This window comes from Pseudomonas taiwanensis DSM 21245, from assembly GCF_000425785.1.
Classification (GTDB): Bacteria; Pseudomonadota; Gammaproteobacteria; order Pseudomonadales; family Pseudomonadaceae; genus Aquipseudomonas; species Aquipseudomonas taiwanensis.
In genome coordinates this window covers 35,462-57,448 of sequence record NZ_KE384452.1, presented here as the reverse complement: position 1 = coordinate 57,448, position 21,987 = coordinate 35,462, and the positions used below count along the sequence as shown (strand labels likewise).

Sequence of the window (21,987 nt, the reverse complement as noted above, 5' to 3'; positions counted from 1 at the left end):
GGCGCTGCCCGTCCTTAGTAACTGATGACCACGCCGACGCTCAGCTGGTAGTCGTCGCCGGTTGCCAATGCACTGCCGGCATTGAGGTAACTGGCGCTGACCAGTGCGTTGACATCCAGGTGCTTGCCGTCGAGTGCCAGCGGAAACATCTTCCAGTAGTAATTGAGGTCGACCATCTGCCCGACATTGCGGCCATTGCCATTGCTGCCCTGGGCGATTGCACGGTTGCGCTCGGCCCGTTGGTCGCCGTTCATGCGGATGGGCAAAGTGCCGTCTTCATCGCGCAGGTCGAGCTGGGTCACGCGCAGGTCCAGGGCGCTGCGGGGAGTGGGCTTGGTCTCGACGGCGATGCCGTAGTAGCTGAGATTGCGCAGGTCCAGGGCAACGAACGAGCTGGTCAGGCGCGTGCTGTAGGACCCGCTGCGGGTGATGCGATCCGACTGGATGGCATTGAGGCGAAAGCCATCGTTCTCGTCGCTTGGCTTGTCGGTGAGGCCGCCGCGCAATGCGATACGTGGCGTCCAGGGCAGCGTGTCGAAGCGTTTGCCGACCTCACCCAAGGCGGCCCAGCCCTTGCTGCCGTGGCCAGTTGTGGTCGTGCCATTGCCGTCGGTGTTGTCCATCTTGCCATCCAGGGCGGCCAGCTCCAGGTGGTAGTCACTGAGCGCCGGCAGGCCCAGGTTGTCGCCCTTGAAGAACAACCCGTAGCGCAGGCCCTTGAAGTCGTAGCGGTCTTCGGCGTCGTGGCCGCTGTGGTCGTTCTCGTGCATCAGGCGCACGCCGGCCTGGTTGTTCGGGCTCCAGCGGTAGGCATACTGACCCATCACGTAGGTGGTGCGCGCTTCGCTATCGGCAAGGCTGTTCACATCGGTGTTGTAGTTGTGAAACTTCTGGCCAACGGCGATGAACGCCTCGGAGAACGTGTCCTGGTAGTTGAAGCGCAGCGATTCCAGGCTGTCGTCCCACCAGATGCCGTAGTCGTCGTAGAAGCGCTGCCGGCCAAGTGACGCGGAATACCGCGGGTCGTCGCCGATCAGGTTGCGCTTGACGTACAGCTCGCGCAGCTCGGCGTACCAGCCCTCGGGCTGTTCGCGTTCGCTGCTGTTGGTGGCTTCGTTGGTCAGGTTGCTCGACTCGCTGGAGTCGTAGTTGAGCCACAGGCGGCCGTAGACCATCCATTTTGCCCAGCGCTTTTCGGGCGAATACCAGGCAAATGATGGCTCGTAGCGCAAGCTGTAAAACATTTCGCGATCGCTGCCGACTTGCGAGTCTTCCGGGCCGTAGCCGGTCTGCACGGTGAGTTTGTTGAAGAATTCCGAGGTGATCAGCGGCTCGCTGCCATCGGCTGCGGCAACACGCACCGGCGCGTTGCTGTCGGCTTCGGGGCCGGTGATTTCTTCGGCGGCCAGGACCACGGACAGCGGCGTCAGGGTGAGCAGGGCAGCGAACAGGGGATGGTGGGTTTTCACAGCGTGGCCTCCTTCAGCAGATCGTTGCGCGCGGCCAGGGCACGCTCGATGTCATCCTTGGGTAACGTCTTTTCCAGGCGTCGGACCAAGCTACGGGCGCTGCGCTCGCCGAGGTCTAGCGCGATCCGCGCATAGGTGTAGGCCTTGACCGGGTCATGGCAAAGGGCGCGGCCATAGGCGTGCAACGTGGCCATGCGGTACCAGGCGGCGGTCGAGCCCTTGGCAGCCTCTTCCTGGAACAGCGCCAGGGCTTTGTCCTGGTCGGGTTGGTCCTGCACGCCCTTGCTGTAGTAGTCGGCCAGCAGCAGGCCGGCACCGGGATACTGGCTGGCGCGCAGTTCGTCGATCAGGGCCCGGGCCTTCTCCGGGTCCAGGGTCAGCCAGTTGTTGACCATGTAGAACGAGGCCTGCAACGCCTTGGCCCGCATCGGCTCGCGCAGGCGGACTTGATCGATCAGCGCCTGGGTTTCCTCGGCGTTGTGCTCGGTGGGGTTGGAGATCATGAAGTTGGCCTTGGACACCATGGCCGGGACGAAGCCCCTGGCGACGGCCTCGTCACGCCAGCGTTGCACCTGTGCGGTGGCGATCGCCAAGGCATCGGCCTGGGCTTTGTCACGGGCCTGCTGTTCGGGCGTCGGTGCGACGGGCGGCGTGTCAGGCTCGCGGCTCTGACGTTCGATACGGTCGGCTTCCTGCTCGGCGCGCTGAACACTGGCGATGTTGTCGAGCAGCGAGGCGATACGGTGCACGATATCGACTGGTAATTGACTGCGCTGCGCCTCCAGTGAAGTGGCGAAAGCCGGGAACAGTTGGTCTTGTCGATCACCGAGGAAGGCGTAGTAGCGGTCGATCGCGCGCGCATCGAAGCGCACGGCCTCGCGGTACCAGCGTTCGGCCGCGCCCTGGTCGCCCTGGCGCTCGGCAAGCACCGCCCGGTACAGCTGCGGGCGGCAGTTGAGCAAGCACGAGCGCTCGTAAAGTTCCAGCAGTTCCGCCGCCTGGTCGACGCTCACCAGTTGCGGATAGGTGAGGAACACTTCCAGTGTGGTACTGGCGTTGCGTGGGTCGAGTGTGCTCTGGTAGCGGGTCAGGGCGCGCTCGAACCATGGCCGTTGTGCTTCGCGAAGACTGGGGGTGCGGTCGATCAGCCGGGCCAACGAGGCCAGTGCCGGAACCATGCCTTGGCCATCGCCGAACGCGGTGTGATAGAGCGCAACCACCTCCTGACGGCTGACATCCTCGCGGCTGGCCAGGACATCGCCCAGCAGCAGCGTACTGGCCAGATCACCGCGCCGTGCCAGTTCACGCAAATCGGCGCTCACATCGGCGCTGGGATCCTTGAACAGGGCATAGCGCACCTGCTCCAGGCTCTGGCCGGCAGTCGCGCTGCCCGCACAAGCCAGGGTGAGACTGGCCAGCAGCAAGCGCGTGGGCGTCATCAGGGTCATGGCATTGTCCTCGACAGGCTCAATTGGCACGGCCAAAGGGCAGGCCAAGGTACAGGTCGACCGCGACTGCCTTCTGATAGGCCGAGGCTGGCAGCGGGCTGTCTGGCTGAATCGTCAGGGCCAGGTTGCGATTGACTTCATCGACCCGGGCATCGACCACCTTGCCGCTGTAGTGCTGGTCCAGGCCGAACACCTGCATGTCCACCGAGCGCACGCGGTCGACATCGGCCAGCTTGTCGAACGGCACATTGGCGCGCACGAAGAGCCCTTGGTCCTTGGGCAGCAGGTGCATCAGCGGCGCATCCTTGTAGCCGTACCCATCCAGGCGTTGGGTCGGGTAGTACACCTGGCAGTCGCAGGGGCTGTTGATCACCGTTTCGAGGGTGGCGCGGCCTAGCAAGGCTTGCAGATCGCCCGGGGCGAGGTCGGCCACTGCCTTCATGTCGGCCGGGCTGGTGAAGCTGGTTGCCAGCTGGGTGGACACGTTGGCCAGCGGCTGGCCGGCTTGCACTTCGGTGGCGCCGGCAGGCAGCAGGTACTTCACGTAGCCGTTGTCGGGCATGCTGATGACCTGGGCGTGGGTGGACACCTGCGCCTGGGCGGCCGGAATGCGGAAGAACAACAGGTAACCCTTGTAGCCGACGAAGGCCAGCGCCGCCAAGCCTGCGGCGGTGTACAGCAGGGTGCCGGTAAAGGCCTTGAGGCGGGCACCGGGGGTACGTGCCGTGGCGTACTTCTGCTTGCGCTCCTTGATGTAGTTTTCCCGTTGCATGACGTTGAACAGGCCATTGATGTCGGCGATTTCACCCGACAGGTAGGCGCTGATCAGGTAGCGCAGGATGTCGCGCTTCTGTGCGTCGAGCTCGACGAACTGCGCGCCCACTTCGCTGCCGCGCTGCGAGACGATGCGGATCTTGCTGTCGATGCTCAGGTCGACCTGGTTCAGGCGCAGGCGGATCGAGGCGTCGTACAGCGCGCCGATCTTCAGCGGCGTTTCGTGACGCAGGCCCATGCCTCCCAGGGAAATGTCCTGCAGGGCCGTTTCGAACGCTGCCTGACCTGCGGCGGACAAACGCACGCGTGCGTTCATGCGGGTGCGTACATGCTGGCGTTCGTCGATCGCCTCATGAACGATGTTGGCCGCTGTCTTGCCCGGGGCCACGGGAATGTTCGAGCTACTCATGTGCAGGCGCCTTTCCTTAACGTTGCGTTGAGTTATCGGGAGACTTCGAGGAGAACGGTGATGACCCCGAAGAAGATGGCGATCGAGGAGCACAGCATCGCCTTCGAGGACCAGCGGTTGAGGGTCGCGTCGAAGTCGACGTTGCCGGTGCTCAGGGTGGTCTTCTGCCGCGTCCAGCTTTGCTGGTCCATGTGGAACATCGCGTAGACCTTCATCAGCGAACCGACGATCTGGTTGTAATAGAGAACGAAGGGGTACATCGGGCTGACCGGGTGGCCGGCGAAGACGAACAGCACGGTCACCAGGCTGCGTGAGAGCAGTACCCAGAACAGGTACACCAGCAGGTACTGGATGCCGAAGATCAGCCCCGCCATCACCGAAGCTGTCAGGCCCATCAGGCAGGTCCACATCGAGATGCGCTGGTCCAATAGGACGTACAGGGTGAACAGCCCGAGGCGAGCACGCCCGAGCAGGGCGGTGGCGCGGAAGTTCTGGCGCAGTGAGTTGCCGTACCAGCGAAACATCAGCTGGCGGGTGGCGACCCAGAAACTGTCGCTTGGCGGGTGCTCGACGGTCAGGGTGTGGCTGTCGGGCACGTAGAAGGTGTCCCAGCCGGCGCGCATCAGGCTCAGCCAGCTCGACTTGTCGTCACCGGTGAGGAATTGGAACCGGCCCAGACGCCAGTGTTCGAGGAAGTCGGCCTCGACGTCGCGGATGAATTCGGGGTCGGTCATCACGCTGGCACGGAAGAACGACAGCCGCCCGGTGAGGGTCAGGACCCGGTGCGAAAGTGCCATGGAGCACATGTTGATATGCCGCTGCACGAAGCGCATTGAGTGCCACTGACGCATCCAGCGGCTGCCTTCGACTTCGCAGAACTCGTTGGTGGTCAGCCCGCCGACATTCGGCAGCAGGGCGAACAGCTTGACCGCGCGCTCCACACAGCCGGGCAGCATCATGGTGTCGCCGTCGACCACGCCGACCACCGCATCGTCCAGCGGCATCTGCCGGGACAGGGCACGGAAGGCGTGGGCCAGGCCATCGCGCTTGCCGGTGCCGCGTGCACGGACGATCACCAGCCTGATATCGTCGCGGTCCTTGACCTCGTTGCGCAGGATGTCCTTGATGAACGTCTCGTCGCCTTTCTCGACAATCGAGGCGATCACCGTGCAGGGCACCTTGAGCCGTTGCACTTCCTGGAACACCGACTGGTAGACCTTGAAGGTGGTCAGGGTCGGGATGCGGAAGCTGGTCACCACCATGAACAGGTGCGAGGGCAGGGCCGCATCGCCCATGCGTTCGACCTGGCGGCGCAGGCGTGGGAACTTCAGGTGCAGGAAGTACATGCCGCGCACGTAGTGGACGACCGCGTTACCGTAGCGCCACATGCCCAGCGTGCCGATGATGAAGATGAACAGGTGATGGTTCGGGTCCAGGTACTGCGGCGCGACCATCTCCGACGCCAGCGCGATCAGCCCGGCCAGGCATGCCCAGGCGAAGAAGCTGGCGCCTGCACGCAGGTAGCCGGGTGCCTCGAAGGGATGCTGTTGCTGTCGATCCATGTAGCTTCAACTCCTGTTGTCGGGTGCCCGATGTCGATCAACGAAGGTGATTTCGTCGACGGAACTCGGGGCTTGTGGGTGCTGGCGGAGCCTGCGAAGTGCCGCATAGCAGCCCCCGGACGCAACTAATTGCGTCGCTGGCTCCGCCGACTCCCACGGGACGGCGGGTTAGGCACGCTGCCGGTTACCAGCAAATGCCCTGACGTTGCGCGTCGCTGGTCTGGGGCATGAAACCGACCAGGTCGATCACCCGTTTGCCATCACTGGCCTCCAGGGCCTGGGCGAAGCGTGCGTCGTTGTTGCCCAGGACGATGACCTCGGCGTCGTCGATCACCTGGTCGAGGTCGCTGTGCAGCAGGGAGGAGACGTGAGGGATCTTCGATTCGATGTAATCGCGGTTAGCCCCGAAGACCCGTGCGTACTCGACGTTGGCATCGAAGATACGCAGGTCATAGCCTTTGCCGATCAGGCGCTCGGCCAGTTCCACCAACGGGCTTTCGCGCAAGTCGTCGCTGCCGGCCTTGAAGGCCAGGCCGAGCAGGGCGATCTTGCGTTTGTCCTGGCGCTCGATCAGGTCCAGGGCGTTCTGCACCTGGTTGCGGTTGCTGGCCATGATCGACGCCAGCAGCGGGTGCTCGACGTCCAACTGGCTGGCGCGGTAAGTGAGGGCGCGTACGTCCTTGGGCAGGCACGAGCCGCCGAAGGCGAAGCCGGGGCGCAGGTAATAGCGCGACAGGTTGAGCTTGTAGTCCTGGCAGACCACGTCCATCACCTCGCGGCCATCGACGCCCGAGGCTTTGGCGATATTGCCGATCTCGTTGGCGAAGCTGACCTTGGTGGCGTGCCAGACGTTGCAGGTGTACTTGATCATCTCGGCGACTTCCACCGACTTGCGGATCACCGGTGCGTCCAAGCCCTCGTACAGTGAAGCCAGCAGGTCGCCTGATTGGCTGTCCAGCTCGCCGATCACGGTCATGGCCGGGAAGTCGTAGTCCTTGATGGCGGTGCTTTCACGCAGGAATTCGGGGTTCACCGCGACGCCGAAATCTTCACCGGCCTTCTTGCCTGAAGCTGCTTCCAGGATCGGGATCACCACGTTTTTCACCGTGCCCGGCAGCACGGTGCTGCGTACCACCACGGTGTGGCGGCCAGCCTTGTCGCGCAGGGCCGTGCCGATCTCGCGGCAGACCGCTTCCATGTATACCAGGTCCAGGTCACCGTTCTTCTTGCTTGGTGTGCCGACGCATAGCAGGGAAAGGTCGGTGGCGAAGATCGCGGCCTGGACATCGGTGGTACCACGCAGTCGGCCTTTGCTGACGCCATCGAGCAGCAACGCTTCGAGGCCAGGCTCGACGATGGGCGACTTGCCCTGGTTGATGAGGTCGATTTTCGCTGGAGAAATGTCTACCCCCAGCACGGTGTGGCCACGTGCCGACAGGCACGCCGCGCAGACTGCGCCTACATAGCCAAGTCCAAAGATACTGATGTTCATAGATCCCTCTTCCTCGGGCGCGGCAACGCCGGCCGAGATACTCAGTTTGGTTAGTTTTCGATCGGCAGACGCGCAGAAGTTAGCCGCGCTCGGAAGTGGCGTAACAGGCTGTTTCTTAGTTGTCTATTTACATCCTAAGGGGGTTTTTATTTTTGCTGCAAGTGTTGGTGTTCTTAAAGTTGAAAATAACTAAAAGGTTTCTCGTTAAGTTTATAAAACCGTTAAAAATCAAATAGTTAAAGTTTGATGATAGTTAGGCGTCAAAAAATTGTTTTCTGTTGAAGGGGCGGTAAAATGACGTCAAATCTGCGTCTTTTCGGCTTTTTGCGGTGTTTTCGCCACGCCTAAAAGGGCCGGAGAATGTCCGGTTAATTGATCTTCCCCTGCTGGTGTGATTGCTTTTCAAGGATTTGCCTCCCCGTTGATTTAATTGTCGGGGCAGGCGGTGGTGGCATACAGATGAAACCCTGGGTTGCGACAATCGAAGGGGAGGGCCATAGTGGCATTTAGATATCTAGTTGCGCATGATGCTATTGGGTTTCGTTGACTGCCGGCTTCCGGCCACAGGGCATCCGGGTGGATGCTGGGGCAGTGACCATGTCAAGACTGCGCCCGTGGAACGGCAAGGTCGTCCGCGCAGCAGCGCCAGACGTTTCTGACAGAAGTTTTACGCTAGGTCCGCCACGAAAAATTTTGTTAAGGTGGCGGGATCCAATCGCCCTGTTGACGAGGTGTGTGCTTGATTAGGGTCCTAGTGGTCGACGATCACGATCTGGTACGAACCGGTATTACCCGCATGCTGGCCGACATCGACGGCTTGCAGGTGGTGGGCGAGGCGGATTCAGGCGAGTCGGCGCTCAAGCAGGTCCGCGAACTCAAGCCGGACGTTGTCCTGATGGACGTGAAAATGCCTGGGATCGGTGGCCTGGAGGCCACCCGCAAGCTGTTGCGTAGCCACCCTGACATCAAGGTGGTGGCAGTGACCGTGTGCGAAGAAGACCCATTCCCCACGCGCCTGATGCAAGCCGGCGCCGCCGGTTACCTGACCAAAGGCGCAGGGCTGGACGAAATGGTCCAGGCCATTCGCCTGGCTTTCGCCGGGCAGCGCTACATCAGCCCGCAGATTGCCCAGCAACTGGCGCTCAAGTCCTTCCAGCCCCAGGGGTCGCCTTTCGATGCCCTGTCCGAGCGGGAAATCCAGATCGCCCTGATGATCGTCGGTTGCCAGAAGGTGCAGCTCATCTCCGACAAGTTGTGCCTGTCGCCCAAGACCGTCAATACTTACCGCTATCGGATCTTCGAAAAACTCTCCGTCACCAGCGACGTCGAGCTGACGTTGCTGGCCGTTCGCCACGGTATGGTCGACGCAAGCCTGTAAAGACCCATGTCCCAGATTTTTGATGCCAGTGCATTCCTGGCAACCTGCAGCGGCCGCCCGGGCGTGTACCGGATGTTCGATGCCGAGGCACGTCTGCTTTACGTGGGCAAGGCCAAGAACCTCAAGAAACGCCTGGCCAGCTACTTCCGCAAGACTGGGCTGGCGCCGAAGACCGCTGCCTTGGTAGGCCGCATCGCCCAGGTCGAAACCACCATCACCGCCAACGAGACCGAGGCATTGTTGCTGGAGCAGACCCTGATCAAGGAGTGGCGACCACCCTACAACATTCTGCTTCGCGACGATAAATCCTACCCCTATGTGTTTCTCTCCGATGGCGAATTCCCCCGCTTGGGGATCCACCGTGGGGCGAAGAAGGCCAAGGGGCGTTATTTCGGTCCGTACCCCAGCGCAGGGGCTATCCGTGAAAGCCTGAGCCTGTTGCAGAAGGCCTTCTCGGTACGCCAATGCGAAGACAGCTATTACGCCAACCGTACCCGGCCGTGCCTGCAGTATCAGATCAAGCGCTGCAAGGGGCCGTGCGTTGGCTTGGTCGATGCACAGGAGTATGCCGAGGATGTACGCCACTCGGTGATGTTCCTCGAGGGGCGCAGTCAGCAGTTGGGCAACGAGCTCAATGCCGAGATGGAGAAGGCCGCCATGGCCCTCGATTTCGAGCGGGCCGCGGAGCTGCGGGACCAGATAGCCCTGTTGCGCCGGGTGCAGGACCAGCAATACATGGAGGGTGGCTCGGGCGACGTCGATGTGGTCGCCGCCTTCGTCAACCCCGGTGGGGCCTGTGTGCACCTGATCAGCGTGCGCGGCGGTCGGGTGTTGGGTAGCAAGAACTTCTTCCCTCAGGTGGGCATCGAGGAAGAGGTTGCTGATGTGATGGCTGCGTTCCTGTCCCAGTATTACCTGGGCAATGCCGAGCGCGAGTTGCCGGGCGAGCTGATCGTCAACGTGCTGCACGAGGACTTCGACGCGATCCGCGAGGCCTTGCACAGCTTGCGTGGTCGTGAACTCGCGATCAGTCATCGCGTGCGTGGCACCCGTGCCCGCTGGCAGCAGTTGGCGGTCACCAACGCCGAGCAGGCGCTCAACGCCCGCCTGGCCAACCGCCAGCACATGGCTGCGCGTTTCGAGGCGTTGGCCCAGGTGCTGGGGCTCGATGAAGTGCCACAGCGCTTGGAGTGCTACGACATCAGTCACTCCAGCGGCGAGGCCACCGTGGCCAGTTGCGTGGTGTTTGGCCCGGAAGGTCCGCTCAAGTCCGACTATCGTCGCTTCAACATCGAAGGCGTGACCGCTGGCGATGACTATGCCGCCATGCACCAGGCGCTGACTCGGCGCTATGGCCGTATCAAGGACGGCGAAGGCAAGCTGCCCGATGTGTTGCTGGTGGACGGCGGCAAAGGCCAGCTGAACATGGCCCGGGAGGTGATGCAGGAACTTGCCATCACCGACCTGACCCTGCTCGGTGTGGCCAAGGGCGTGACCCGCAAGGCGGGATTCGAGACCCTGTATTTGAACGACGTAGCCCATGAATTCACCCTCAAGGGCGACAACCCGGCGCTGCATTTGATTCAGCAGATCCGCGACGAGGCTCACCGTTTCGCGATCACGGGGCATCGCGCCCGCCGTGGCAAGGCTCGCCGCGTTTCGAGCCTGGAGGATGTGGCCGGGGTAGGGCCCAAGCGGCGTCGAGACCTGCTCAAGCACTTCGGCGGCCTGCAGGAGCTCAACCGCGCCAGTGTCGATGAAATCGCCAAAGCGCCCGGTATCAGTAAAAAGCTTGCCGAGTCGATTTATGCCAGCCTGCATAGCGAGTAGAATGCCCGACTCAACCCGCAGCCAGTCGTACCGATGAATATTCCAAACCTGCTCACCGTTCTACGCGTCCTGCTCATTCCGATCTTCATTCTGCTGTTCTACATGCCCTATCACTGGAGCTATGCAGCCGCCAGCAGTGTGTTCGCCATCGCCGCCGCCACCGACTGGCTGGATGGCTACCTGGCCCGTCGTCTGCAGCAGAGCACGCCGTTCGGCGCCTTCCTCGACCCCGTGGCCGACAAGCTGATGGTGGCCGTGGCCCTGGTGCTGCTGGTGCAAGTGCACGCCAACTTCTGGCTGACTCTGCCAGCGGCGGTGATCATCGGTCGCGAAATCGTGGTGTCGGCCCTGCGAGAGTGGATGGCCGAACTGGGGGCGAGGGCGCATGTGGCGGTGTCCAACCTCGGCAAGTGGAAGACTGCGGCGCAGATGCTGGCGCTTGTGATTCTGCTGGCCAACCCGCCGCTGGTCACTTTCTGGGTGATCCTGGGCTACGCACTGCTGCTGGTGGCGGCCGCCTTGACCCTATGGTCCATGGCACACTACCTGCTGGCAGCCTGGCCGCATCTGCGCGAAGGCTCGGAGCAGAAATAAAAGTTTTTCGAATCAAGGGGTTGACGCCGTTTTAGATATCGCTAGAATGGCACCCATCACGACGCGGGAATAGCTCAGTTGGTAGAGCACGACCTTGCCAAGGTCGGGGTCGCGAGTTCGAGTCTCGTTTCCCGCTCCAAATTAAAGATCTACAGGTTTCGCAATGGGATCTGTAAGTCGTGAAAAAAGGGCCTTAGGGCCCTTTTTTCGTTTCCGCGATCTCGCCGGTAACCTGCCCGAAGGCTTCACCACTCGATCGCTTGCCCATCCCATGCCCAGAAGCCTCCGCTGTCCAGCGGCCCAAACCGTCCCACCAGCTCGATCAGGCACTGCGCGCAAAACGCAGGCTCGAAGAGTTTGCCAGCGGGTACCCCTCCTTGAAACGGCCGCGACAGCTCGGTGTCGGTCGTACCCGGATGCAGTGCCAGAATCGTGGCTGCGGGGTTCAGGCGTTTGAGCTCGATACTTGCCGTGTGCAGCAACTGGTTCAGCGCCGCCTTGCTCGCCCGGTAGCTGTACCAACCGCCCAGCCGATTGTCGCCAATCGAGCCAACCCTGGCCGACAGCGCTGCGAAGGTAGTCGGCCCTTTTCGTAAAAGCGCCAACAGGTGTTTGAGCAACAATATCGGCGCGAATGCATTGGTGGCGAAGCTCGCCTGCAGGCCAGCCAGGTCCAGTTGCGCCAGCGATTTTTCTGCCTTTGCGCCGCCCTGATGAAGGATGCCCAGCGTGCTGATGACCAAGTGAAGGTGATCGCAACCGCGCGCCACCTGTCCGGCAAGCGCCGCAAGCGCTTGCTCGTCGCGTGCGTCGCAATCTATCGGCACCAAGCGTTGATTGTTGAGCTGCCCGAGCTTCGCAAGCCTGTCATCGTGCGTGGCGTTGCGCGACACGGCCCAGACCCGGGAAACATCTTCGCGAGCCAACAACGCCTCGCAAAGCGCCAACCCTATACCCCGGCTTGCGCCGCATACCAGCACATTGGCCTTGCCAGACAGATGGGGAATCAGGCTCATGCAGCACCTCGCGCAGTTATCCTCGACGTGAGCGGTTCAAGCACCATTTGGCGGCGGTGCCGGTCTGCCGTTTACCTCGTACAAGCAGTGTAGGCACCTGCGGCCAAATCTTTTGCCTAGCGATTTCGATGCTTGCCCAGGGCCGGCGCGCTGAATCATCCTCAGTGGCTGTCCAATGCTCAGCATTCCCTTTACGCTGAAACCTCTCTTCCTCCGTCACAGACTTTGCACCCTTGAAGAAAATCCCCCGCGTCGACGACCTGCAGATCTTTCTCACCACCACTGAGGTCGGCAGCTTCTCCGCAGCCGCGAGGTTGCTGGACATTTCGCCGGCCCTGGCCAGTGGCGCGATCCAGCGCCTGGAGACCTGCCTGGGGGTGAGGCTGTTCATCCGCTCAACTCGCCGGCTACGCCTCTCGGAAGATGGTGTACGCTATTTGCCTCACGCCCGCCAAGCCCTGGAGTCTCTGGATTTGGGCGAGTTGGCACTGACCGAGGGTCGCGATGAAATCGCCGGCCTGCTGCGCCTGTCCATGCCATCGGACCTGGGCCGCAACGTCCTGCTGCCATGGCTCGATGCGTTTCAGCAACTGCACCCGCAGGTTCTTTTGCAGCTGCGTGTCAGTGATCAGGTTGCCGATCTGTTCGGCGAACAGTTGGACGCCAGCATCCGTTATGGGCAGCTCGCTGATTCGAGCCTGGTGTCGCTGATGCTGTCACCCTCCAACCGCCGCACCGTCTGCGCGTCTCCCGACTACATCGCCCGCCACGGGCGGCCCCAGACGCTGGAGGACTTGAGCAGGCATAACTGTCTGCGCTATGTCATGGGTGAGCAAACCTACGAACGTTGGCATTTCCACACGCCTGACGGAGTGAAAACCCTTCAGGTAACCGGCGACCGCATCAGTGACGATGCTGACATCGTCAGACGCTGGGCGGTCGCCGGGTTGGGCGTGGTGTACAAGTCGAAGCTCGACGTCATGGACGACATACGCAGGGGGAAGTTGGTGGAAATCTTCCCGCCCGAGCATGGCCAGCCAGCGCCGCTTCAATTGGTATGCGCACATCGCACGTCGCTCACGCCCGCATTGCAGGTGTTGCGGACCTTCCTGGCCGAGCGTTGTGAGCATTACATCAATACGTCCATCGCAGGGCACTGACCCGCTATCAGAATCCCTCCAGGACGATCTTGCCCTTGGCCTTGCCGCTTTCGATCAGCGCATGGGCGCGTTTGAGGTTTTCTGCGCTGATTCTGCCGAAATGTTCGCCCAGGGTCGTTTTCAGCACACCCTCGTCGACCAACCGGGCGACCCGTTCGAGCAGCTGATGCTGCTTGATCATGTCGTCGGTGTGGTACAGCGATCGGGTGAACATGAGCTCCCAATGGACAGACAGCGATTTGCGCTTGAGTGGCATGATGTCGAGTTGTTCAGGGTCATCGATCAGTGCGAGTTTGCCCTGGGGACGCAGGGCTTCGACGATCTGCTCAAGGTAGCTGTCGGTGTGGGTCAGGCTGATCACATAGTCGACCGGGCTCAGTTGCTGCGTTTCCAACTGGTGCGGGATCGGTGCTGAGTGATCGATCACGTGGTGAGCCCCGGCTACCTGCACCCACTGCTGTGTTTCCGGGCGCGACGCGGTGCCGATGACGGTCAGTTGCGTGAGCCGACGAGCCAGCTGGACCAGAATCGATCCGACCCCGCCCGCGGCACCGATCACCAGCAGGCTTTGCCCTTTGCCGCCTTTCTCCTTGACACCCAGCCGATCGAACAGCAGTTCCCAGGCGGTGATGGAAGTCAGTGGCAGGGCGGCGGCGCTGGCGTTGTCAAGGGTGCGGGGTTTGTGCCCGACAATGCGCTCATCCACCAGGTGATATTCGCTGTAGCTGCCAGGGCGGTCGATTGCGCCAGCGTAGAACACCTCGTCGCCAGGTCGGAACAGCGAAACGTCGGCACCCACCTCGCGGACGATGCCGACAGTGTCCCAACCCAGCACTTGCGGGCCGTGGCCGCTGCTGCGCGCGCGGACCTTGGTATCGACCGGGTTGACGGCGATGGCCTTGACCTCCACCAGCAGGTCGCGTGGGCCAGGCGTGGGTTGGGGCAGTGTGGTTTCGTACAGCGATTGCGGGTCTTGGATCGGCAAGCCGGGCTGGCTGAAGACGATGGCTTTCATGGGGTTTTTCCTTCACAGAGGTTCAGACGTGATGTCAGGCTATCCATGTTGGTCTGATGCAGAAACAGGGTAATCACCGCAAGACTTTCGTCGTTTTGGCGAAAGTCTTGCGTGTCGGTTTGGGCGAGGGCTGCGTGCGTCCGCTGCAGCACCTGCCGGCTGCGACGGGTGCTTCGGCATTCGATTGGCTTTAATGTCAGCGTAGCGGGGGCGAGCCGGTGGAGAGCCTGAGGCTGGAGGCCGCACGGCCAATGATCGAACAGGAGCCGTCATTGCCTGGATGTGGTGGCCAGGGTAACGGGAGGGCAGGGGCCGGCGTCACCTGCGTGAGGTATTCATGCGGGTTTTTGGCGTTCCCCCGCAGGCGGTGCGTCGGGATGCGCGTCGGGTGGAGTGAACCTGAGGGTTGGCACTTGGTTAGCCACCCCGAACGGTACATGCACCATTGGCAGGTTCCCCGCCGCCGAGGTCAGATGGCTGCGCTGGTCATCGAAGAACATGTGCGGCCGTAGGATGGACAATACCCGGCCCTTCTCCATGCCGCCCAGAAAGAATGACTCGTCCGGAGAAACGCCCCAGGTCTTCAGGGTCGTCACTACCCGTTCATGGGAAGGCGCATTGCGCGCGGTGACGATGGCGATGCGCAGAATGCGCTGGTAGCCCGGGTCCTGTGCCAGTTTACGGTCTTCCAGCGTGCGAATGTGCGACAGCTTGCGGAAAAGGTCGGCCAACGGCCCCGGCTGGTGAGGGACGGCCTTGCGCGCATGCTCATGGGCCTGGAACTCGGAGAGGTCCAGCCGCTGCTTGTACACGCTTTCAGCCTCGTCATCGGCAATCACGCCATCGAAGTCGAAGGCTACCCGCAGTTCGGTGTCGATCTCGTCATCGTAGATGCGTGTGGGCAGTACCAGACCGGCGGGATAGTTGGCGTCGATGGCCCGTTGCACATCGCCTTCATGGGCGCTCAGGAACAATGATGCGTTGAAGGCAGGAATGTATTCGTAGGGCGAGCGGCCGGACATGAACGCTGCGCGGGTGATGTCCAGGCCGTAATGGTCGATCGAGCGAAATACCCGCAGGCCGGTTTCTGGCGAGTTGCGCGACAGCAACACCACTTCAACCGGCAATTGCTCGGGGAAGGCTTTGTTGATGCTCAGGAAGCGGCGGATGAAAGGGAACGCCACACCCTTGGGGAAGGGAACGTCCAGATTCTGCTCCTGATGCAGGCGGTACGCCTCCATGCCATCGTCCTGGTAGATGGTATCCGACACGGTCAGGTCAAACAGGGCGCTGGAGGCGACGCCAACGACCAGTTTCTGTTCGATGGGGTAGGGCATTGGGGCCTCTCCTTAAGACGGACTGTGGGCGCATTTCTACAGGGCAAGTAGCAGGCCCGAGCTTCTTGTCCGGCTGTCCGATTGAATCAAAAAAAGGGTCTTCGCGGTTGATTACCGACGTGCTTTGTCTATGGTGGCATTACACCACCCATATAAGACTAAAGTCGTAGGAGAGTGGCATGAAAATGCGCGGTGATGTTTTCTGGGCCTGGGCTGACCCGACGCTTCACCATCGCACTCATGACGAAACCCTCAATGACGGCACGCTCATCGACGTGCAGGTCAGGCTGTCGCCAGCCGGTGGTACCCAAATGTTCATCGGCGTCTATGCCCCCTCGGGTATGCCCATTCACGAAGAATCGGTGCAGTCACGGCCGGGAGAGTCCATGACCCGGGCCTTGGCCTGGGGTGTCGGGCGCGCCCGGCGCATCGCGACGGATGCCGTACCCGCCGTGGAGCAGTTCGTCTGCGCAAAGTGAGCGGGTAACGGTTTTGGCGCCTGGGCCGCGCCACTGCCGTCAGAGCGTCGAAGTGCTTTCGTCCTGGCTATTGGTAGTGATCTCAGAAGGCACGCTGCGGGTGTCGACATCGTCGTCGGCGATCACATCGTCCCCCGCCAGGGTAGACACGGTGACCGCATAGCGACCCAGGTCGTTTTCCTGGCGCTGGAAGCGCATGCCCACTTTCTGGCCTTGCCATTTGTACACTTCGGTCTGGTAGGAAGCACCGGAGGACAGTTTGACCCAACGGTTGGTGCGCTCGCCGGGTTCGCCGAAATCTTCGGTGAGCATTTCACTGACCAGGTACAGGCTGTTGGCATTGCCGCTGAACACCAGCTCTTTGATCTTGCCGTTGGGTGCGGCCACCACCAGCTCATAGCCTGGAGAAATCGGCAGATACGGCAGCCCGCGAACTTCGAAGCGATCGGCAGTGGCGGTGGCCACACGGCAGAGGCTGGCCGGGCTGGCGGGCAAGGCTGGACAGGTCGGTACCTGCTCCATGAAGTTGCCTTCGATGTCGATGCCCAGGAACGCGCTTGGCTCTTTCGGCCAGGCTGGGGCAGGTTCGGACGTGCCGGATTGTGCCCAGGCAGCAGTGTTGAACAGGCTCGCGAATGCAGCGAGGACGAGTACGGATCTCATGAGCTCCCTCCTTGGATGATGGCCATGGCTAGCGCGATTCTACGCTGGGATATGTGGCAAAATGGCCATGGTACTCACTTTCCTAGGACAGGCGCTATAAGGCTTTTCAGCAGGCTATTTGCTATTACCGCTTCTTGGGCCCTCCGTACAGCGCTGATGGCGAAGTGGCATATCTGCCATCGACACTGCGCAGACCTGCGTTTGCCGTGGTCTGCGAACACAGGTCCCAGGGTATGCCCTCGATCGGTCGCCGGGGTTTCAGGCGAATCGTTAAGTCACGACTGGGCGGAAATCTTGTAGTCCATTTCCCAAAGGTGGTGTTTCCAGCCCCCAAGCCATTGTGGTGATGGCGCTGCCGTTCTAGTCTCGGCCCGCTCGTCGCGTTTCGTAGTAGGTGCAGGTCAGGTCAAGGGCAGAGATCCGTGCAGGGTTCACACGGGTCGGCCTGGCTGGCGTCGTTGGTGGGGCGCGACGGGCGCCCTAGCGGCATGGCAGATTGAGACTATAGTAACGTCTAAAAAACCAGATCAGGGATGGTGCCATGCCTACGATCGAGTTGTCGTCCCCGCAAAGCCTTCGCAAACGCGTGCTGGTGGCAGGGGCCCTGAACATCGGGTCCATCGTGGCTTCACAAGTCATCCGATTAGGCGGCAACCTGATCATCACCCGGTTGCTGGTGCCGGAGATGTTCGGCCTGATGGCCATCGCCACCACGGTGTCGGTGCTGTTGCTGTTACTGTCCGATGTCGGCTTGCGGCAGAACATCGTCCAGAGCGCGCGCGGCGAGGAGCCGCTGTTCCTCAACACGGTCTGGTCGGTGCAGATCATTCGCGGCATGGTGCTGTTCGTCGTGATGGAATTGATCGCGCTGTGCTCCTGGTTCAGCCAACATCTGGAACTGTGGCCGGCGCACTCCACCTATGCCGCCCCGGAACTGCCCGGTGTGCTGGCCATAACAGGCTTCTTCGCGATCATCTTCGCCTTCCAATCGACCAAGATGGACGTGGCCGTTCGTGCGTTCCAGCAAAAGAAAGTGGTCGTGGTCGAGCTGGTTTCGCAAATCGCCGGTCTGCTGGTGATGCTGGTTATCGGTTACCTCACCCGTTCCATCTGGGCGTTGGTGGCCGCGGGCCTGGTCAGTACCCTGGTCACCACCGTGCTCAGCCACGTGATGTTCCCAGGGCACAAGGACCGTCCGCAATGGGACCCGGAAGCGCTGCGCGAGATCGTCAGTTACGGCCGTTGGGTGCTGCTGTCGTCCGCCGTTGGCGTGCTGGCCATGCAAGGCGATCGCATCTGGTTCGGTGGCAGCATGACAGTGGCTCAACTGGGGGTCTACTCGATTGCCGTGGGTATCCTGCAGGCATTCACCCTTAGCCTGCAGCGCCTGGCCGGCGCCGTCGCGCTGCCGGCCTTCAGCGAGGCGGCCAGAAGTGGCGACAAAGAGCGTCTGCGTCGACTGTATTGGCGCTTCAGGCTGATGTTCGATGTGCTGACCTTATTCACCTGTGGCTTCCTGTTCACCGCCAGCCCGCTGATCATCCACTGGCTGTACGATGATCGTTATGCCGACGCGGGGCAGATGATGGCGATCCTGTCGTTGTCGCTGTTCACGCTCCGTTATGGCCTGACCCAGCAAATCTGGATGGCCCTGGGGCTCACCAAGTACATGGCCATGGACAACATCATCCGGGTCGTGGCGTTGTTCACCTTGATGCCGCTGCTGTTGGCCATTGGCGGCGTGACCTATGCGCTATGGGGCGTGGCCCTGCATAGCTTCTTCACCCTCATCCTGATCTTCAAGGTCAGCCACCAACTGGGCATGTTGAGCATCAAGCGTGAGCTGGTGGTCTTGCCGGTGATGGTGATTGGTGCCTTGTGTGGAGAGTTCGTCACCCAGTTGTTCGCCTGAGTCGTTGCCCAAGGACCTGACCGATGAATGTGATCGACTACTTTGATCGAACCAGAATCATCAATATCCCGTACCGGACGGACCGTCGGGTGGAAACCGAAGCCGAGTTCGCCCGCAATGGCTTCCATATCGACGACGACAAGATAGGCTTCTTCGCTGCGGTTACGCCCACGGCGCAGGAGGGGTTTCCCAGCATCGGCGCCAGGGGCTGCTTTCTCAGCCATCTGCACATCCTCGAAGAAGCGATGCGCCTGAATGTGAAGAACATCCTGATCATGGAGGATGATATCCAGTTTTCCCGGCGCATCGCCGCGTTCGGCAAACAGGCCATCGAGTCGTTGCAGGGCATGGATTGGGACATCGCCTACCTCGGTCACCCCTATGAAGGTAACTCGGATACACCCGGTTGGGAGGTGGTCGACCGACCGATTCACCTGTCCCATTTCTATGCCGTGAACGGCAAGAGCGTTGCCAAGCTGCGGGACTTCCTCACCCAGATTCTCGAACGCCCCCCCGGTCACCCGGATGGCGGGCCGATGCACTATGACGCGGCCCTCAATACCCTGATTCGAACCCGCAAGGACATCCAGGCGTACTATTACACCTGGAACCTTGGCTACCAGCGTCCTTCGCGCACCGACCTGCATGCGCTCTCGATCTTTGACCGCCTGGCGGTGTTCCGGCCATTGATGGCTGTCTATCGCAGGCTCAAGGCAGAAAAACTGCGCAGAACACGCTGATGCATGGGCTGGGTGGAAACTACCCAGCCCTGTTCCGTCTTGGTGCGCAACCGCCTCAAATTAAGTCACGGCGCACACATTGAATCGACAACGTTGGCTTTTGAGTGTGCATGATGCACATTGGCGCTTGTGCCGTTCGCCCGCTATTTTTGCCTTTTCAGCCGGTGCAAAAGCGGCCCGCATATTGCTCTGCCTGCTCCCACCTATAACCCGGAGCACCGTGCAATGAGCTCACCCACCGAATTCCCGCTGTCCGAAGCCCCTCAGACCTCCCGCAAGGGCCTGTTGCCCATTGCCATGGTCCTGTTCAGCTTTACCTTCTTTACCGGCACGATGTTCGCCGGCGGCAAGCTTGGCATGGCCTTCAACTTTGTCGACATGCTGTGGGTCGCCGCCATCGGCAACACCTTGCTGGCCCTGTATGCCGCAGCCCTGGCATTCATCGCCTCGCGCAGCGGGCTGAATACCGTGCTGATGGGGCGCTTCTGCTTCGGTGAGGCGGGCAGCCGGTTGTCCGACTTTCTGCTGGGCTTTGCCGAGCTGGGTTGGTATGCATGGGGCACTGCCACCGTGGCGATCGTGCTGGTCAAATTGCTGGGGCTGGCGGAAGGTTACACGATGCCGTTGATGGTGCTGTTCGGTCTGGGCTTCAGCATCACCGCCATCATCGGCTTCAAAGGGCTGGACCTGTTGTCGCGGGTGTCGGTGCCGCTGATGTTCGCGCTGCTGGTGATCTCGATGTACATCGCCACTCGCGATGCCGGTGGCTTTGCCGGGCTGGCTGCAGTGGTACCCCATGAAAGCCTGACCTTTTCAGCGGCAGTGACCATGGTCTTTGGCACGTTCGCCAGTGGTGCCACCCAGGCCACCAACTGGACCCGCCTGGCGCGCAGCGGACGGGTGGCGGTAGTCGCCAGCGTCGTCGCGTTTTTGCTCGGCAACGGGTTGATGGTGGTGGCGGGGGCCTGGTGCGCCATGGTCTACCAGCAAGCCGACATCGTCGAGGTGATGATGCTGCAGGGCCTGTCGTTCGCCGCAGTGGTGATGCTGTGCCTGAACCTATGGACCATTCAGGGGCCCACCATCTACAACGTGTCGGCAGCCGCGTGCCACCTGCTGCGCAGCGAACGCCGCCGCACGGCGACGCTGGTGGCGGCAGGCGTCGGGATCGTGCTGGCCATTGGCGGCATGTACGAAATGCTGATTCCGTTCCTGGTATTGCTCGGTTCGATCATCCCGCCGGTGGGTGGGGTGATCATGGCCGACTTCTGGTACCGCCACCGCGGCAAGTACCCTGCGTTGGCCAGTGTGAACCTGCCCCGCTACAACCTGATGGGGCTGTTCGCCTATGCGGTCGGCGCGGTATTGGCCTATGCGTCGCCGTGGGTCGCGCCACTGGTAGGCATCGGCGCCTCGGCCCTGTGCTACATCGTCATGCTTGAACTGAGCGGCCAGCGCCGGGCACTGGGGCAGGCAGGTGTCGAACCGTGAGCCTGGCGCTTGACGAAATCCTTCACCTGCCAGGCCTGCAGGAAATGACCGTTCGTGCGGGCGCGCGCAATCTGCAACGGCGCGTGCGTTGGCCGTATGTGGCGGAAAACGAAGGTATCGCCGAGTGGGTGATGGGCGGCGAGTTGGTGTTCGTTACCGGGATCAATCACCCTCGCGGTGAGGCCAACTTGCTGAGCCTGGTGGAAGACGGCGACGCCGTGGGTATTGCCGGTATGGTGATCCTGACTGGCGGCAGCTTCATCCAACGTATTCCGCCGGCGGTGATCGAGCGGGCCGAGCAGCTGGGGCTGCCACTGATCGAACAGCCTTACGCGCTGAAGATGGTGGTCGTTACCCACCTGATCGGCACGGCTCTGGTTCAGATGACCCAGGTGCGGCGCTCGCGCAACGACATCCTCGGCCAGTTGCTGACCGGCGATTACCCGAGCCTGGCCATCGCCCGACAGCGGGCCACGCACCTGGCCCTGGCGTTGGACGCGCCACGCCGCCTGGTTGCGCTGCGCTTGTCTGGCGTCGATAGCCTGTTCGAACGCCACGGGCTGGCCCAGGGCGAGCGGGTGTGGCAGGGCATCCGCCAGGCGCTGGAAGATCGGCTGGAGGCCTGGTGCCATGGCCGCCCGGGGACGGTGACGGCGCAGTTGCCGGGCGACCTGTTCGTGTTGTTGCTGGCGGATGCGCCGGACTTGCAGGTCACCCTGGCCGCGCTGCACCGGCAGTTGGCCGCTGCGGCAGGGGAGCTGAGTCTTGCCATGGGCTTGTCGAGCCTGGCCGAAGATTGCGCCCACTATCGCCAGGCGCTCAACGAAGCACGTCAGGCCATGGAGGTGGCGCAGAACCTGCGCCCGGTCACGGGCTTCTGCGACTTCAGCGAGTTGGGCGTGCTGCGCCTGCTGCAGGGCATCGCCGACCGTTCACTGATCGACGACTTCGTCGCGCAAACCTTGGGCCCGCTGATCGCATCTGGTCGCAAGCAGCCCCATGTGCTGGTGCATACCCTCGATGCGCTGCTCAAGGAAAATGGCAATGGCCTCAAGGCTGCCCAGCGTCTGGGCCTGCACCGCAATACCATCAACCAACGAATTCAACGCATCGAACAACTGAGCGGGCAGTCTCTGGACGACCCGCTGTTTCGTATGAACGCTTCGGTCGCCATGCTGGTATGGCGCATGAGCGAAGCCCAAGGCAAGGAGTAATGTC

General features: G+C 61.8%; 18 protein-coding genes, 1 tRNA gene and 1 pseudogene. 11 read left to right on the top strand and 9 right to left on the bottom strand.

Annotation, left to right across the window (positions count from 1 at the left end; genetic code table 11):
• Window positions 1-14: 14 nt before the first annotated feature.
• The 5 genes from H620_RS0123650 to H620_RS0123630 form a co-directional block, all read right to left on the bottom strand.
• Window positions 15-1,469 (bottom strand): alginate export family protein, encoded by a 1,455-nt coding sequence (locus H620_RS0123650; protein ID WP_023381199.1) that lies wholly within the window; start codon window positions 1,467-1,469, stop codon window positions 15-17.
• Window positions 1,466-2,917, bottom strand: a complete 1,452-nt coding sequence (locus H620_RS0123645) for an SEL1-like repeat protein (RefSeq protein ID WP_027908156.1) — start codon at window positions 2,915-2,917, stop codon at window positions 1,466-1,468. The genes H620_RS0123650 and H620_RS0123645 overlap by 4 nt, the downstream gene beginning before the upstream one ends.
• 19 nt (window positions 2,918-2,936) lie before the next feature.
• The gene (locus H620_RS0123640; protein ID WP_027908155.1) at window positions 2,937-4,100 is read right to left on the bottom strand and encodes a PilZ domain-containing protein; all 1,164 of its coding nucleotides are present in this window, start codon (window positions 4,098-4,100) and stop codon (window positions 2,937-2,939) included.
• 32 nt (window positions 4,101-4,132) lie between these two features.
• Complete coding sequence (locus H620_RS0123635) at window positions 4,133-5,662, bottom strand: glycosyltransferase (RefSeq protein ID WP_023381196.1); 1,530 nt, start codon at window positions 5,660-5,662, stop codon at window positions 4,133-4,135.
• Between the two features lie 184 nt (window positions 5,663-5,846).
• Window positions 5,847-7,154, bottom strand: coding sequence for a nucleotide sugar dehydrogenase (locus tag H620_RS0123630; RefSeq protein ID WP_027908154.1), 1,308 nt, complete (start codon window positions 7,152-7,154; stop codon window positions 5,847-5,849).
• Window positions 7,155-7,893: 739 nt separating this feature from the next.
• Here H620_RS0123630 and gacA point away from each other — a divergent pair.
• The 4 genes from gacA to H620_RS0123610 all read left to right on the top strand — a co-directional run bounded on the left by gacA (window position 7,894) and on the right by H620_RS0123610 (window position 11,095).
• Complete coding sequence (gene gacA / locus H620_RS0123625; protein ID WP_027908153.1) at window positions 7,894-8,532, top strand: response regulator transcription factor GacA; 639 nt, start codon at window positions 7,894-7,896, stop codon at window positions 8,530-8,532.
• 6 nt (window positions 8,533-8,538) lie between these two features.
• Window positions 8,539-10,362 (top strand): excinuclease ABC subunit UvrC, encoded by a 1,824-nt coding sequence (uvrC, locus tag H620_RS0123620; protein ID WP_023381193.1) that lies wholly within the window; start codon window positions 8,539-8,541, stop codon window positions 10,360-10,362.
• Window positions 10,363-10,395: 33 nt separating this feature from the next.
• The gene (gene pgsA, locus H620_RS0123615) at window positions 10,396-10,956 is read left to right on the top strand and encodes a CDP-diacylglycerol--glycerol-3-phosphate 3-phosphatidyltransferase (protein ID WP_023381192.1); all 561 of its coding nucleotides are present in this window, start codon (window positions 10,396-10,398) and stop codon (window positions 10,954-10,956) included.
• Between the two features lie 63 nt (window positions 10,957-11,019).
• A tRNA-Gly gene (locus H620_RS0123610) sits at window positions 11,020-11,095 on the top strand.
• A 106-nt stretch (window positions 11,096-11,201) separates the two neighbouring features.
• Here the strand turns inward: H620_RS0123610 and H620_RS0123605 are convergent.
• Window positions 11,202-11,972 carry an SDR family NAD(P)-dependent oxidoreductase gene (locus H620_RS0123605; protein WP_027908152.1) on the bottom strand — a complete coding sequence of 257 codons (771 nt, stop codon included), beginning with the start codon at window positions 11,970-11,972 and terminating at the stop codon, window positions 11,202-11,204.
• A 242-nt stretch (window positions 11,973-12,214) separates the two neighbouring features.
• Here H620_RS0123605 and H620_RS0123600 point away from each other — a divergent pair, with 242 nt between their 5' ends.
• Window positions 12,215-13,132, top strand: coding sequence for a LysR family transcriptional regulator (locus H620_RS0123600; protein WP_027908151.1), 918 nt, complete (start codon window positions 12,215-12,217; stop codon window positions 13,130-13,132).
• Window positions 13,133-13,139: 7 nt separating this feature from the next.
• Here the strand turns inward: H620_RS0123600 and H620_RS0123595 are convergent, their stop codons facing one another.
• Window positions 13,140-14,147, bottom strand: a complete 1,008-nt coding sequence (locus H620_RS0123595) for a zinc-binding alcohol dehydrogenase family protein (RefSeq protein WP_023381189.1) — start codon at window positions 14,145-14,147, stop codon at window positions 13,140-13,142.
• Between the two features lie 212 nt (window positions 14,148-14,359).
• Between H620_RS0123595 and H620_RS27555 the strand changes: the two are divergent.
• Window positions 14,360-14,544 (top strand): annotated as a pseudogene (locus H620_RS27555) (GlxA family transcriptional regulator); the annotation flags it as partial.
• Here H620_RS27555 and H620_RS26120 read toward each other — a convergent pair.
• Complete coding sequence (locus H620_RS26120) at window positions 14,483-15,484, bottom strand: 5'-nucleotidase (protein ID WP_023381188.1); 1,002 nt, start codon at window positions 15,482-15,484, stop codon at window positions 14,483-14,485. The pseudogene H620_RS27555 and the gene H620_RS26120 overlap by 62 nt on opposite strands.
• 179 nt (window positions 15,485-15,663) lie before the next feature.
• Here H620_RS26120 and H620_RS0123580 point away from each other — a divergent pair, with 179 nt between their 5' ends.
• On the top strand, window positions 15,664-15,963 hold the full coding sequence (locus H620_RS0123580) for a hypothetical protein (protein ID WP_027908150.1): 300 nt from the start codon (window positions 15,664-15,666) through the stop codon (window positions 15,961-15,963).
• A 39-nt stretch (window positions 15,964-16,002) separates the two neighbouring features.
• Here H620_RS0123580 and H620_RS0123575 read toward each other — a convergent pair whose 3' ends face one another.
• The gene (locus H620_RS0123575; RefSeq protein ID WP_027908149.1) at window positions 16,003-16,626 is read right to left on the bottom strand and encodes a hypothetical protein; all 624 of its coding nucleotides are present in this window, start codon (window positions 16,624-16,626) and stop codon (window positions 16,003-16,005) included.
• 541 nt (window positions 16,627-17,167) lie between these two features.
• Between H620_RS0123575 and H620_RS0123570 the strand changes: the two genes are divergently transcribed.
• From H620_RS0123570 to H620_RS0123555, 4 genes are all read left to right on the top strand, one after another.
• Window positions 17,168-18,538: an oligosaccharide flippase family protein gene (locus tag H620_RS0123570; RefSeq protein ID WP_023381186.1), complete on the top strand. Its 1,371-nt coding sequence runs from the start codon at window positions 17,168-17,170 to the stop codon at window positions 18,536-18,538.
• Between the two features lie 23 nt (window positions 18,539-18,561).
• Complete coding sequence (locus H620_RS0123565; protein WP_023381185.1) at window positions 18,562-19,278, top strand: glycosyltransferase family 25 protein; 717 nt, start codon at window positions 18,562-18,564, stop codon at window positions 19,276-19,278.
• A gap of 225 nt (window positions 19,279-19,503) precedes the next feature.
• Window positions 19,504-20,769 (top strand): cytosine permease, encoded by a 1,266-nt coding sequence (codB, locus tag H620_RS0123560; RefSeq protein ID WP_023381184.1) that lies wholly within the window; start codon window positions 19,504-19,506, stop codon window positions 20,767-20,769.
• Window positions 20,766-21,983 carry a PucR family transcriptional regulator gene (locus H620_RS0123555; protein WP_023381183.1) on the top strand — a complete coding sequence of 406 codons (1,218 nt, stop codon included), beginning with the start codon at window positions 20,766-20,768 and terminating at the stop codon, window positions 21,981-21,983. Before codB ends, H620_RS0123555 begins: the two co-directional genes overlap by 4 nt.
• Window positions 21,984-21,987: the final 4 nt, after the last annotated feature.